General features: G+C 59.7%; 14 protein-coding genes. 6 read left to right on the forward strand and 8 right to left on the reverse strand.

The annotated features are described in order from the left end of the window. From JNM42_RS05450 to JNM42_RS05465, 4 genes are all read left to right on the forward strand, one after another. The coding region (locus tag JNM42_RS05450; protein WP_294267417.1) for a DUF2892 domain-containing protein at positions 1–115 on the forward strand (115 nt) is incomplete at its 5' end. Positions 116–353: 238 nt separating this feature from the next. Further along, positions 354–1,250 carry an NAD(P)-dependent oxidoreductase gene (locus JNM42_RS05455; RefSeq protein ID WP_294267384.1) on the forward strand — a complete coding sequence of 299 codons (897 nt, stop codon included), beginning with the start codon at positions 354–356 and terminating at the stop codon, positions 1,248–1,250. Then, on the forward strand, positions 1,250–2,134 hold the full coding sequence (locus tag JNM42_RS05460) for an NAD(P)-dependent oxidoreductase (RefSeq protein WP_294267388.1): 885 nt from the start codon (positions 1,250–1,252) through the stop codon (positions 2,132–2,134). The genes JNM42_RS05455 and JNM42_RS05460 overlap by 1 nt, the downstream gene beginning before the upstream one ends. After that, a complete protein-coding gene (locus JNM42_RS05465) occupies positions 2,131–2,598 on the forward strand; it encodes an LEA type 2 family protein (protein WP_294267391.1) in 468 nt (155 codons plus the stop codon). Before JNM42_RS05460 ends, JNM42_RS05465 begins: the two co-directional genes overlap by 4 nt. Before the next feature lie 3 nt (positions 2,599–2,601). Here JNM42_RS05465 and JNM42_RS05470 read toward each other — a convergent pair whose 3' ends face one another. The 7 genes from JNM42_RS05470 to JNM42_RS05500 all read right to left on the reverse strand — a co-directional run bounded on the left by JNM42_RS05470 (position 2,602) and on the right by JNM42_RS05500 (position 10,265). Then, entirely contained in the window at positions 2,602–2,814 is a 213-nt protein-coding gene (locus JNM42_RS05470; RefSeq protein ID WP_294267394.1) for a DUF3820 family protein, read from the reverse strand. A gap of 223 nt (positions 2,815–3,037) precedes the next feature. Then, complete coding sequence (locus JNM42_RS05475) at positions 3,038–4,981, reverse strand: LTA synthase family protein (protein WP_294267396.1); 1,944 nt, start codon at positions 4,979–4,981, stop codon at positions 3,038–3,040. Positions 4,982–5,244: 263 nt separating this feature from the next. Next, on the reverse strand, positions 5,245–5,751 hold the full coding sequence (locus tag JNM42_RS05480; protein WP_294267399.1) for an ankyrin repeat domain-containing protein: 507 nt from the start codon (positions 5,749–5,751) through the stop codon (positions 5,245–5,247). A 149-nt stretch (positions 5,752–5,900) separates the two neighbouring features. After that, on the reverse strand, positions 5,901–7,514 hold the full coding sequence (locus tag JNM42_RS05485) for an NAD(P)/FAD-dependent oxidoreductase (RefSeq protein ID WP_294267400.1): 1,614 nt from the start codon (positions 7,512–7,514) through the stop codon (positions 5,901–5,903). Between the two features lie 29 nt (positions 7,515–7,543). Then, the gene (locus tag JNM42_RS05490; RefSeq protein WP_294267403.1) at positions 7,544–8,200 is read right to left on the reverse strand and encodes a class II aldolase/adducin family protein; all 657 of its coding nucleotides are present in this window, start codon (positions 8,198–8,200) and stop codon (positions 7,544–7,546) included. Beyond that, positions 8,193–9,287 (reverse strand): S-methyl-5-thioribose-1-phosphate isomerase, encoded by a 1,095-nt coding sequence (gene mtnA, locus JNM42_RS05495; protein WP_294267406.1) that lies wholly within the window; start codon positions 9,285–9,287, stop codon positions 8,193–8,195. Before mtnA ends, JNM42_RS05490 begins: the two co-directional genes overlap by 8 nt. Positions 9,288–9,335: 48 nt before the next feature. Continuing rightward, positions 9,336–10,265, reverse strand: a complete 930-nt coding sequence (locus JNM42_RS05500; protein ID WP_294267409.1) for a flagellar brake protein — start codon at positions 10,263–10,265, stop codon at positions 9,336–9,338. A gap of 15 nt (positions 10,266–10,280) precedes the next feature. Here JNM42_RS05500 and JNM42_RS05505 point away from each other — a divergent pair, with 15 nt between their 5' ends. Beyond that, entirely contained in the window at positions 10,281–11,438 is a 1,158-nt protein-coding gene (locus JNM42_RS05505) for a pyridoxal phosphate-dependent aminotransferase (protein WP_294267411.1), read from the forward strand. Between the two features lie 60 nt (positions 11,439–11,498). Continuing rightward, a complete protein-coding gene (mscL, locus tag JNM42_RS05510) occupies positions 11,499–11,924 on the forward strand; it encodes a large conductance mechanosensitive channel protein MscL (RefSeq protein WP_294267413.1) in 426 nt (141 codons plus the stop codon). Positions 11,925–11,987: 63 nt separating this feature from the next. Here mscL and JNM42_RS05515 read toward each other — a convergent pair. After that, on the reverse strand, positions 11,988–12,895 hold a 908-nt coding region (locus tag JNM42_RS05515; protein WP_294267415.1), incomplete at its 5' end, for a DUF1631 family protein.

The following is a 12,895-nucleotide window of genomic DNA, read 5'->3' on the forward strand; positions in this document are numbered from 1 at the left end:
GGCCTTTGTCGGCGCCAATCTGTTGCAGAGCGGCTTCACCCGTTTTTGTCCGGCCGAATTGATCATGGTCAAGCTCGGAATGAAACGCGCCGACGGCGCCTCATGCGGCAAATGAAATCTCAGAGGCTGTGAAAAAATTAAAAATCCACCGCAAAGACGCAAAGGTGCAAAGAAATCGCAAAGTTAACCTATTGCTCGTAAAGCATTCTTTGCGTCAACTTTGCCATTTTGCGCCTCTGCGGTGGGGGCTCGATTTTAAAAGTCTATTCCGGGTCGAAATCATTGGCCTGCTTCGGTATGGAATTTTCTTGTAAACTGACCTGCTGATCAGACAGGCGCAAAGGGAAGGCATCATGAAAGTCGGATTCATCGGTTTGGGTATCATGGGGCGCCCGATGGCGCTCAATCTGTTGCAGGGTGGGCATGAAGTCACCGTCTGGGCACGTCGTGCCGAGTCGATGCAGCCGCTTCGCGATGCCGGGGCTAAGGCCGCAGCCAGTCCGGCCGGGGTGGCGGCACTTGTCGAGGTGGTCATTTCGATGGTCGCCGATGCACCCGACGTGCGCGAGGTCATGCTCGGCGAGGGTGGAGTCGGTAGCGCTGTCAGCCTGAACAAGGTGGCACAGGGCGGGCTGGTCGCCGTCGACATGAGTACCATTCTGCCGGCGGCAGCGCGCCAGATGGCTACAGAATTGCAGGCGCTCGGTGTGGACTTTCTCGATGCGCCGGTATCCGGCGGCGAAGTGGGGGCCATTGCCGGAACCTTGTCGATCATGGTCGGCGGCAGCGAGGCCGCCTTTGCAAAGGCCAAGCCGGCGTTCGAATGCATGGGCAAGAACATCGTTCATGTCGGCGATTCCGGAGCCGGGCAGGTGGCCAAGGCGGCCAACCAGATTGTCACTGGCGTCGGCGTGCTGACGGTCGCCGAAGCGCTCAACTTTGCCGCGAAGAACGGCGTCGATCCGGCCAAGGTGCGCGAGGCACTGCTCGGCGGCTTCGCCTACTCGAAGATTCTGGAGAACCACGGCCAGCGCATGCTCGATCGCAATTTCAAGCCGGGTTTCAAGTCGTGGATGCATCAGAAGGACATGAACATCGTGATGCAGAGTGCGCATCAGCTTGGGCTTTGCCTGCCGGCGACGGCCGCGGCGGCGCAAATGTTCAACGCCATGGTCGGTTCCGGTCTGGGCGAGGAAGATTCCATCGCCATGCTCAAGCTGCTCGAACGCCTGTCGGGCGTCGAAGGCTGATGCCGGACGAACGCCTCGGCTGCATCGGCCTCGGCGTCATGGGGCGACCGATGGCACTGCACCTGTTGCGTGCCGGGTACCCGCTGGCGGTGTGGGCGAGGCGGCCGGAAAGCGCGCAGGCGCTGCTCGATGCCGGCGCCTTGTGGTGCGCAACGCCGGCGGCTGTGGCGCGGCATTCGCAGATCGTATTCACCATGCTGGGCGATGGCCGCGATGTCGAAAGCGTGGCACTGGGGCCGCAGGGCCTGAGCGAAGGTTTCGCCCCCGGTTCGGTTCTGGTTGACATGAGTACCATCGCCCCCGGCACGGCACGGAGCATTGCGCAAAGCCTGGCCCGTGTGGGTGTCGATATGCTCGACGCACCGGTATCCGGCGGCGAGCAGGGCGCCATCGCGGCCACGCTGGCGATCATGGTCGGCGGCAAGGCCAGCGCCTTCGAGCGCGTGCGCCCGCTGTTTGCCGTGTTGGGCAGGACGCTGGTTCACGTCGGCGAAAACGGCGCCGGGCAGGTGGCCAAAGCGTGCAACCAGATGATCATGGTCGGCTGCATCCAGGCCGTCGCCGAGGCGCTGCATCTCGCCGGGGCGGCCGGTGCCGATCCAGTCAGAGTGCGGCAGGCTCTGTCCGGCGGATCGGCGGGCAGCCGCGTGCTGGAAGTATTCGGCGGGCGCATGGTCGAGCGCGATTTTACGGCCGGCGTCGAGGCGCGGCTGCATCACAAGGATTATGGCATTGTACTGGGCGAAGCAAGCCGGCGAGGCGTTCCGCTGCCTGTTACCGGGCAGGTCTGGCAGCAACTCAATGCGCTGATGGCCAATGACTGGGGGCGGCAGGACACGGCGTCGCTATTACGTGTGCTGGAAAGAAACGGGAGATCCACATGAGGCGAGTTTGCTGGGTACTGTTCTTCGTCGTCGTTTCACTGCTTGCTGCGTGCGCGCCGCGTTTGCAAAAGCCCGAGATCAGTCTGGCCGGCATCGATCTCGTCGGACTGGGGCTGGTAGAACAGCGTTTCGTTCTTAAACTGCGCATCCGGAATCCGAATGACGTCGATCTGCCGGTCAATGCGCTGAACTTTGATGTCGAGCTGAACGCCCGGCATTTTGCCAGGGGAGTTTCCGACAAACCGGTGATCGTTCCGCGCCAGGGTGAGACGATACTTGAAGTCAAGACGGTGAGCCGCCTGGGCGACGTACTCAAGCCATTGCGCGACGCGCAGAAAAATGGACGCGAGCGGATTGCCTACCGGGTGTTTGGAAGTGTCGATCTGGAAGGCTTTGGCAGCTTTCCCTTTGATCGATCGGGCGATGTGCCGATGTCGGCCCTGGAGAAGTTCGCGCCGAAATAGAAATCACTGCTTGCGCAACGGGTCGAGCAGCGATTTCAGGCCGTTGTGGTCGAGTTCGTGCATCAGTGCCAGCAGCGTTCCCAGTTCGCCGCGTGGAAAGCCCTCTCGGGCAAACCAGTTGAGGTAATGTCCGGGCAAATCCGCGATCACCCGGCCCTTGTACTTGCCGTAGGGCATCACGCGGCTGACCAGCAGCAACAAATTTTCCGAAGTCATGGTTCTCAGCTTGCCTGGGCTGTCCGGGTAGACTCCCGGCCAACAGGAGAGTGTAATCCTTGACGACGAATCGGCTGCCGACGAGGCTGATCAAAATACATTGAACTTACTCGACAAAAATACTCATTGAATTCCGGATAGACTCAAAAAAATTCAGACGTGAGGTAATGGGCACGACGTTGTGGCATGGCCTGGCGTGAATTTCGCTGATCCAACCTGATCTCTATTGTGGAATCCATCTTAGACCACCGTGACCGAAAGCCCAGGCAGTGGCCTGATACCAACTGGCGGCATCGTTCTCAAGTTCCGGATCGTCAGGCAATTTTTCGGCTGACCCATCCTTGAAATCAGGCCTGAACACGGCACGGCCGCGACGTGAATCGAGCTTGACCAGCTTCCCGTTGCGCAGATAGCCCAGATCCTGATATGTACCTAAAAAAGCACGCTCACGACCCAATTCAAGATCGTACATGTCGTAACCAAGAAAGCGGCTTTTGTAGCTGAAGTTCAACAGGCCAAGCAAGGTCGGCGGCAGATCAATTTGACTGGTGAGCCGATTAAATTCGCCGGCCTTGATATGCCTGGGGGAGAAGAAGAGAGCCGGAATATGGTAGCGATTGACCGGAATGTCCGACTTGCCTGCCGAAGAGGCGCAGTGGTCGGCGACGATAACGAAAACGGTATCGGCGAACCAGGGTTTGCTTGACGCCCGATCGATGAAGTCGCCAATAGCCCAGTCAGTATATTTGACTCCCCCATAGCGGCCACTCTTTGAAGGAATATCGACGCGGCCTTCCGGATAGGTAAATGGCCGGTGATTGGAGGTGGTCATGATCTGCATGAAGGACGGACTGCCTGCCGCGAAGGCCTTGTCCGCTTCGAGCAGGGCTTGTGTAAAAAGATCCTCGTCGGCTACGCCCCAGATGTTTTCGTGATGGATGCGTTCGGCCGGGATCGCCGTGCGATCGATCACCTGGTAGCCATTGCCACCGAAAAAATCATTCATGTTGTCGAAGTAGCCGTAACCACCATAGAGGAATCGAACTTCGTAACCCTTTGATCTGAAGACCTCGCCCAAAGAGAACAGTGAGGCATTGTTGGGTCGTTTTACGATGGACTGGCCGGGCGTGGGAGGTACCGAAAGGGCGAGTGCTTCAAGCCCGCGCACCGTCCGCGTGCCGGTGGCGTATAGATTGGTAAACAGCAGGCTTTCCCTGGCCAGCGCATCCAGCCTGGGGGTAATGCCCTGGCGGCTACCAAAGCGGGTCATGAAACTGGCCGACAGACTCTCAACCGAAATCATGATGACATTCAGGTGCTTTTCAGGTTGCGCATAGCTGACCACTCGGGTCAGGTCGCGAGCGTCGTTGCTGGCCAGCCTGGCATGCCTGGTGGGTAACTGCTCGCGCAGTCGGGCAAAGGCCTGGTCGAGTGCCAGTGAATGATAGAAGGTGGCGTAGTCGAGTTCATTGTTGTACGCCGCGGCAAAGAATTCATAAATACCGTTACCTGACAACGAGTTGACATAACGGTTGGTGGATTGATCCTTGAGCCGGAAATCAACGAGTGAAAAGGACAGCAAAGGGACGGCCAGCAACAGTAGCAGCCAGCCAGCGCGGCTGGCGTAGCGTGACTCGGCATGGTGCGAAGCCCAGAGCCAGTGTCGAATTCCCCAGGCGATCAGCAGCGACAAAAGTGTCAGTCCCCCGAGAATGGGGCCGACGGGATAGGACTCCCTGATGTTGCCGATGACTTCATTGGTGAACAGCAGATAATCGACCGCGATGAAGTTGAAGCGTGAGCCGAATTCTTCCCAGAAAGTCCATTCGGCTACCGCATTGAACAGCATGATGAAGATCCAGACCACCGTTCCGGAGAGCAAAAACCAGCGAAAGTGAGGCCATCGATAAATCCGGTTCGGAACCAGAAAGAGAAACAGGGCCAGCGGGATAAAAAAGTAGCTGGCCGCGATGATGTCGAATGCCAGACCCAAACCGAACATCTGCAGGATATTCATCAGGCCTGGCTCGGCCGCATCGCCCGTCTTCAGCAGTAGCGCCAGACGGGTGAGCAGCGAGATGGAAAGAAAGACGAACAGCAGCAGCCAGAAAGGGCCGAAACGATGGTTGAAGAGACGTGTTGTCAGTGGAGGCGAAGATTGATTCATGACTGTTCGGGTATCCGGCGTCCGGTTTCCGGAGGTTTTCTTTAAACACATTGATTTTGGCTAAGCCAAACAGGCCGTAGAAACAATCAGCCCGGGTAAGGAAGTCAGCGTGATCTCTGACGTTGAAGATGAAGCTCGGGCCAAAGAAACCCATCCGTGCATACCGCCAAACAATGACATCAGCGTTTTATTGGGACTGTGCAGGGGGTAAATTCTCACGGAGACATCGGTAATTTCCGCAAGCTTCGAATCATGCGCGCGACCTATTTCTTGGCCATATCCTCAACCGCACGCCGCATATCGGCGTTAAGAACGTCCGTGTCCGTGCCATAACAGCTAAGCACCTGGATTTCTTCGACGTCGGGATAGTCCGAGCCGGCTTGATTAGCACCCGATGTTCTGGCCCCAAAATGCTGAGCTTTCCATCTTGCCAGCATCAACTCCTGGTCCGTTAGCCCGGTTTGTAAATCCGGTGGAACTTCGGCGCCTAGTTCAATCAGGACTTTGATTACTTCGGTCCTGCCACCGCGAATGGCCATCGACAGAGGCGATTTTGGCTCCCGATTGTCAGGAAAGTTGATCTTTGCCCCACGGATTCCCAGTTCGCGCACAATCTCGGCATGACCCATGAAGCAGGCCATTGCCAGCGGAAGACCAGGGTCACCGGGACCGTCAAGCAATTCGACCTGAGCACCGGCATCAAGGGCAGCAATGACTTCGGACAGAAGGCCCGTGCGAATCGCTTTGATCAAGTTGGCAGATGGGCTCACAACAAAGTCTCCTGAGAGGGTGAAACCAACGGATATGAATTTTATCAGTTGCCAGTGCCTGAGTGACAGTATTTACCTTTAGCGGTTCCTGTTGTCGCATGACAGCTACGAAGTTCACGAAGACGGGCGGCTTGGCTGGACTTTCACACTCAGGTGTCGAGCGCAAGAGCCTCGGCGACCTTGATGCCGTCAATGCCGGCCGAGAGAATGCCGCCTGCGTACCCGGCACCTTCACCCGCCGGATACAGGCCCTGAACATTCAAACTCTGGTAATCGTCGCCGCGCGTGATGCGCAGCGGCGAGGAGGTGCGCGTCTCGACACCGGTGAGTACCGCGTCGGCCATGTCAAAGCCCTTGATCTGGCGACCGAAGGCAGGCAGCGCCTCGCGCAGGGCGGCGATGGCGTAGCCCGGCAGCGCGGTGGCCAGGTCGGTCAAATGGACGCCGGGCTGGTACGAGGGGATGACCGACCCGAGTTGAGTTGATGGGCGTCCGGCGAGAAAGTCGCCAACCAGTTGTCCCGGCGCTTCGTAGGTGCCGCCGCCCAGTTCAAAGGCGCGGGCTTCGAGTTGGCGCTGCAGGGCAATGCCGGCCAGCGGGCTACCAGCGTCGCCGCCAAGGTAGTCTTCTGGGGTGATGCCGACGACGATGCCGGCGTTGGCGTTGCGTTCGGCGCGCGAATACTGGCTCATGCCGTTGGTTACGACGCAGTTCAGTTCCGAGGTGGCGGCTACCACCTGGCCGCCGGGGCACATGCAGAAGCTATACACCGAGCGGCCGTTGCTGGCGTGATGAACCAGTTTGTAGTCGGCGGCGCCAAGCAGCGGGTTGCCGGCATTGGAGCCGAGCCGGGCGCGGTCGATCAGCGATTGCGGGTGCTCGATGCGAAAGCCGACCGAGAACGGCTTGGCCTCCATGAAAACGCCTGTTGCGTAGAGCATCGCGAAGGTATCGCGCGCGCTGTGGCCGAGCGCCAGAACAACCTGGCGGGCGGCGATTTCCTCGCCATTCGCCAGTATGACCCCGTGCACCTGACCGCTTTCGATGTGCAGTCCGGTCACGCGGCTCTGGAAACGGATTACGCCACCGAGCGACTCGATCTCGCGACGCATGTGTTCGACTATGCCGACCAGCCGGAAGGTGCCGATGTGCGGCTTGGCGACGTAAAGGATTTCCGCCGGTGCGCCGGCCTTGACAAACTCGCTCAGCACCTTCCGTCCGAGGTGACGCGGGTCCTTGACCTGGCTGTAAAGCTTGCCGTCCGAGAAGGTGCCGGCACCGCCTTCGCCAAACTGCACGTTCGACTCCGGGTTGAGCACTTTCTTGCGCCACAGCCCCCAGGTATCCTTGGTGCGTTCGCGCACGGCCTTGCCGCGTTCGAGGACAATCGGCCGGAAGCCCATTTGCGCCAGTACCAGCGCGGCGAAGATTCCGGCCGGTCCAAAACCGACGACCACAGGACGCGTCGCGAGGCTGGCCGGCGCCTTTGTGACCAGGCGGTAGCTCGTATCCGGTGTCGGCCCGATCTTGGGGTCGGCAGCAAATTTGATGAGTACGTCGGCTTCGGCGAGCTGACTATCGAGCTCGACGTCGACGCTGTAGATGAAGGTCAGTGCGTTTTTCTTGCGCGCGTCGTGGCTGCGCCTGAACAGCGTGAGTTTGCCAATGTCCGCCTCCGGAATGCCCAGACGCCTGGCGGCGGCGGTTTTAAGGGCCTCCGGCGGATGTTCGAGCGGCAGACGGAGTTCGGTGATCCGGATCATGGGGTCGGGTAGCCGTCGATCCCGGGCAGTCAAGCTTGCTGCCCGTAACGGCCGAATTTTTCCAGCACCGTCGCCATCTCGGCCGCGTCGAGCAGCACCGGTGCGCCAAGTTGGCAGGCGCGCCAGTACTGCTCGCACAGCGTTTCGAGTTCGCTGCCAAGCGCTAGCGCCTGATCGAGGTCGTGGCCGAAGACGAGCATACCGTGGTTGGCCAGCAGGCAGGCGCGACGGCCTGCCATGGCGACCAGCGCCGCGTCGGACAGCGCCTGCGTGCCGAAAGTGGCGTAGTGGGCGCAGCGCAGGCTGTCGCCGCCAAAGCGGGCGATCATGTAGTGGAAGGCTGGAATGTCCCGGCGCAGGCAGGCCAGGCTGGTGGCGAAGGGCGAGTGCGCGTGCAGCACGGCGCCGGCCTCCGGGCGGGCGGCATAAAGATCGCGATGAAAGCGCCATTCGGACGAGGGCTTGCGCTGGCCTGTGTACGTCCCGTCGAGGCGCATGAAAACAATATCTTCGGGCTGCAGCAACGCGTAGTCCATGCCGCTCGGGGTGATCAGGAAGCCGTTCCCGGCACCGTTTTCTCCAGGCGCATCGGCGCGTACGCTGAGATTGCCGGCGGTACCCGTGTTCAGTCCTGAGGCGGCCATGCGGCGCGCGGTGTCGATCAGCTTCCGGCGCAGTTCAGGCATTCCCTGTCTCCGGGAAAAGTCCGCGCAGGCCCTCGCTCGTCGCCGGGCAAGGGCCGCGTTCGGTGATGATCGCCGTGATGAATCTTGCCGGGGTCACGTCGAATGCCGGATTGCTCGTCGCCTCATCGAGCGCTAGCTGACGTAGCAGCCCGGTTTGTCCGTTAGTGTCGATGCCATGCAGCACGCGCAACTCGTCTCCGCTACGTTCCTCGATGGGAATATCCGCGCCACCGGCGCAATCGAAGTCGATCGTCGAACGCGGCGCGGCGACGTAAAAAGGAACGCCGGCTTCGCGTGCGGCCAGCGCCTTGAGATAGGTGCCGACCTTGTTGGCGACATCGCCATTGGCGGCGATGCGGTCGGCACCGACAAGCACGGCATCAATGGCACAGTTTCCGCCGCCCGCCAGCAGAAAGCCGGCAGCATTGTCGGCGAACAGCGTGTGCGGCACCCCGCGCTGCCTGAGTTCCCAGGCCGTCAGCAGCCCCTGATTGCGTGGCCGGGTTTCGGAGGCCCAGACGTGAACGTCGATGCCGGCAGCGTGTGCGGCATAGACTGGCGCCAGGGCGGTGCCGTAGTCGACGCAGGCCAGCCAGCCGGCATTGCAGTGCGTCATGATCTCCAGCCGGGCACGTTTTGCCGCCAATGGACGGAGCAGGGCGAGACCGTGCTCGCCGATGCGCCGGCACTGCGCTACGTCTTCCTCGGCTATGAGCGCGGCCTCATGCCAGGCAACGTCGGCGCGCTCCGCGGCGTCCAGTGGCGACAGCCGTTCCTGCATGCGCGCCAGCGCCCAGTGCAGGTTGACCGCCGTCGGGCGGGTCGCGGCGAGCATGGCGAGGGAGGCGTTCAGGCTCGCATCGTCGGGCCGCTGCGCCAGTGCCAGCGCCAGCCCATAGGCCGCCGTCACACCGATCAGCGGCGCGCCGCGCACCTGCATGGCACCGATGGCGCGGGCGGTGTCTTCCAGCGTGGCAAGGCGCAGAATGCGGTACGCATGCGGCAGAGCGGTCTGGTCGATGATATCCACGGCGCGAGCGTCGGGCGCCGGTCGGAGCGTTCGGGTGGGGACTTTATTGACCTGCATGGCTGACATTCTAACAGCCGGTGCCGGAGCCCAAGGGCTGTTGTCGAGTCAAGGAGCCAACAGGGCGCGGCGCTCGGCTTCAATGTGCGCCATGAAGCGCTGGATTAGAGTTTCGTTGAGCGGCGACAGCTTGAGAAACCGGCAACCCATGTGAAAAAGTGTTTTTCCCGTGCGACTTTCCGTGGACAGGACGTAACGCACCTCAAGAGTAACGGCCAGCATCCCGGAGTCACGCAAGTCAATCCAGCTATTCTCGAGTATTGTCATCGGTTCGTACACAATCGGCTCGGCGACCTGGATGCCAATCCCGCCAACTGAAATGTCATACAGTGGCAGGGCGGTTTCATCCGGAGTTCCCCTGCGGATTCGGCATATATACGGTTTGGTAGAGGGTAACTGCAGGCGAAAGGCTTCTCGTCGCTGCAAACGAAGAAGACTCTTGGGCAGGGCGACGGCAAAGACCTCTTCGCCATTGATTGTTCTCTTGCGTGCCTGCGGCGCTGAAAACTGGATGCGAATTCCTTCGACCACGCCGACGAAGACGCAGCGCTCTGCCTTCAGGAAGGCACGATTGGTCTCTTCGCTGCCGCCGATATCAAAGGTAAGACAGCCCTCGTCTTCGAGAACATCGATCAAAACGGTAAGAAAACTCTGCCTACCTTCGTCGAAGGAGACGGAGACGCGTTCGCTCTGCCTGATCAGGCTGCGCAACTGGAAAAGAATTTCGCGCCGCCCGCTCAGGGTACAGCGCTGCAGATCTTCGTCGGTGTAGGCGTTGTTCATGATGCTCAGGCAGTTGATGGCGGTGGCCGTTTTTTTAATTCCCGCATCGTAGCGGGGAAATGGTTTCTTCGCTACGAGTTCAAGGAAACATGAGTTCAAGGAAACAATCGCTTGCTGTACATCCATTTCCTGCAAGGCTTGTCTGTCGGGTGTTGTCGCCGTAAGCTGATCACTTCCCTGTAACGTCACATTCATTCATTGCAGATTGACATGCTCCAGACTTCTGTAGACATTGATTCAAAACTTCCCTGGGTGGGCACCACGATATTTACCGTGATGTCCAGGCTTGCTGCCGATTGCGGTGCAATCAACCTGTCGCAGGGTTTCCCCGATTTTCAGGCCGAACCGGCACTGTTCGAAGCGACGCTGCGTGCCATGCGCGAGGGACGGAACCAGTACCCGCCGATGGCCGGAATGCCCGAGCTGCGTACGGCCATCGCCGACAAGGTCGAGTCCCTGTACGGCGCGCGCTACGACACCGATCAGGAAATCACGGTGACGGCCGGCGCGACGCAGGCCATCTTCACGGCGATTGCCGCCTTTGTACGTGGCGGTGACGAGGTGCTCGTCTTCGAACCGGTCTACGACAGTTACGTCCCGGCAATCGAAACGGTCGGCGGCAAGGCAGTTTATGCGTCACTTGATTTCCCAGATTACAAACCGGACTGGAACCAGGTGCGCACGCTGATTACGTCCCGCACGCGCATGATCATCATCAATTCGCCACACAACCCGAGCGGCAGCCTGCTCGACACCGACGATCTGGCCGTGCTGGCCGAACTGACGCGTGACACCGACATCGTGGTGCTGTCGGACGAGGTATACGAGCACATCGTTTTCGACGCAGCGCGGCATGCCAGCGTAGCCAGCAATCCGGAACTCGCGGCACGCAGCATCGTCGTCTCCTCCTTTGGCAAAACCTATCACATCACCGGCTGGAAGATCGGCTATGTGTTGGCGGCGGCGGCATTGATGAGCGAGTTTCGCAAGGTGCATCAGTTCAACGTATTCACGGTCAATACCCCATGCCAGTTGGGAATCGCCGAGTACATGCGCGATGCCTCGCGCCACCTCGGACTGGCCGGGTTCTACCAGCACAAGCGCGACTTCTTCCGCGAGCAGATGCAGGGTTCGCGGTTTGAGCTACTGCCTTGCCGCGGTACCTATTTTCAACTGGCGCGCTATGACAAAATCTCGGATCGGCCCGACCGCGAGTTTGCCCAATGGATGACGCGCGAAGTCGGCGTGGCGGTGATTCCTGTATCGGTGTTTTATCAGAACGGGCGCGATGACCGCGTGGTTCGCTTCTGCTTCGCCAAGCAGGAAGCGACGCTGGCCGTAGCCGGCGAGAAACTGCGGCGGGTTTGAGGCGGTGGGCTTTTCAATTATTATTCAGTCTGGAATTCAATCTTTATCAAGGAGATGTTTATGAGCATGGTGCAGGAGTTCAAGGAATTTGCCATGAAAGGCAATGTCATGGATCTCGCGGTCGGCGTCATCATCGGCGGCGCTTTCGGCAAGATCGTCGATTCGATTGTCGGTGATCTGATCATGCCTTTCATTGCCTGGATCATGGGTGGCAAGCTGGATTTCTCCGGCATGTTCGTGTTGCTCGGCAAAGTCCCGGAGGGTACTGCGACGACCTACGACGCGCTCAAAAAGGCCCAGGTGCCGATGTTTGCCTATGGCAATTTCATTACCATCCTGATCAACTTCATCATCCTGGCCTTCATCATTTTCATCATGGTCAAGCAGGTCAACCGGCTCCGGAAGGAAGAACCCCCGGCTGCGCCTGCCGAGCCGGCAGAAGACGTCCTGCTGCTGCGCGAGATTCGCGACAGCCTGAAAAAATAGTTCGGATGTCGTCAGCGTTCAACCCAAAAACTCCTCATGCCTGGCGCTGGATTGCACGCCGGTTCAGCGCGGGGCTATCTGACCTAGCGCTCGCTCCGCTGCTTCATCGAAGAGGGATGACTCGGATACGATACGGGCGCGACCGGCACGCAGTTGCTGTTCAAGCAATGATGGCGCCAGAGCGACGGCATAGCCCCAGTCAGTGTTGAACATCAGGACGGTTCCGGAAGTCGCCGCTTTTCCGCAGTGGCGGCCACAAAGGCGCTCGTTATCAGGCAGGTGAAAACTGATCCAGTCGCCTTCTGTGCTGGTGCTGACGCCGCTTCGCCAGGGGGATGGGGTTTCTGCTGGCCGGCCAAGGTAGTGCACCAGTATTCCGTTCCGTTCAAGGATTTGATCTGAAGGCTCAGCCTTTGCGCTGGTGTTGCTCAGTGCAACAGCCGCAATTTGTTCAGGAGCTGACGGCTGCGCCGGGACGCCGGGCACGCTTGAGCGAGTGCGCAGGGCCGCAGTTTGCAGGTCGAAGCAGGCATTGAGAAAAGGGGTTCTTTCTTCAGCCGGAATCGCCAGAAGATCGAGACCGGCGTTGATACGCTTGATCAGCGAGGGGATCAAGGAGAGCAACTGCTTCCGCTCCTCGGCGCTCTGCCTGGGCTGTACACTCCAGATAAGATCCTCGCTGGTGGTGTCGTATTCCGTCCAGCGTGTTCCGGTTGTGCCGCCATCAAGATGTGCGGATTGCATTACACGAAGCCAGTATTCCGAAAGAAAACGTCTGATTGCCGGTTCGGTGGTATGGCTGATCGCTGCAGCAAGCCAATCCTGTGCGGCTGACAGGGATGCTTCGCGGGCTTCGTGCTCAAGCACGAGTTGCACATAGGGCTGGGCATTGGCCTGGAGCGACTGATCACGTTCCTCGATCAGTGCGTCGAGTTCTTCGAGATGCGGGGAAAGTTCGCCATCGTTTGTTT

Source organism: Propionivibrio sp., assembly GCF_016790145.1.
GTDB lineage: Bacteria > Pseudomonadota > Gammaproteobacteria > Burkholderiales > Rhodocyclaceae > Propionivibrio.

Coding starts and splice junctions, on each gene's coding strand:
- JNM42_RS05455 (WP_294267384.1), top strand. CDS start 354: ATGAAAGTCGGATTCATCGGTTTGGGTATCATGGGGCGCCCGATGGCG.
- JNM42_RS05460 (WP_294267388.1), top strand. CDS start 1,250: ATGCCGGACGAACGCCTCGGCTGCATCGGCCTCGGCGTCATGGGGCGA.
- JNM42_RS05465 (WP_294267391.1), top strand. CDS start 2,131: ATGAGGCGAGTTTGCTGGGTACTGTTCTTCGTCGTCGTTTCACTGCTT.
- JNM42_RS05470 (WP_294267394.1), bottom strand. CDS start 2,814: ATGACTTCGGAAAATTTGTTGCTGCTGGTCAGCCGCGTGATGCCCTAC.
- JNM42_RS05475 (WP_294267396.1), bottom strand. CDS start 4,981: ATGAATCAATCTTCGCCTCCACTGACAACACGTCTCTTCAACCATCGT.
- JNM42_RS05485 (WP_294267400.1), bottom strand. CDS start 7,514: ATGATCCGGATCACCGAACTCCGTCTGCCGCTCGAACATCCGCCGGAG.
- JNM42_RS05490 (WP_294267403.1), bottom strand. CDS start 8,200: ATGCCTGAACTGCGCCGGAAGCTGATCGACACCGCGCGCCGCATGGCC.
- mtnA (WP_294267406.1), bottom strand. CDS start 9,287: ATGCAGGTCAATAAAGTCCCCACCCGAACGCTCCGACCGGCGCCCGAC.
- JNM42_RS05500 (WP_294267409.1), bottom strand. CDS start 10,265: ATGAATGTGACGTTACAGGGAAGTGATCAGCTTACGGCGACAACACCC.
- JNM42_RS05505 (WP_294267411.1), top strand. CDS start 10,281: ATGCTCCAGACTTCTGTAGACATTGATTCAAAACTTCCCTGGGTGGGC.
- mscL (WP_294267413.1), top strand. CDS start 11,499: ATGAGCATGGTGCAGGAGTTCAAGGAATTTGCCATGAAAGGCAATGTC.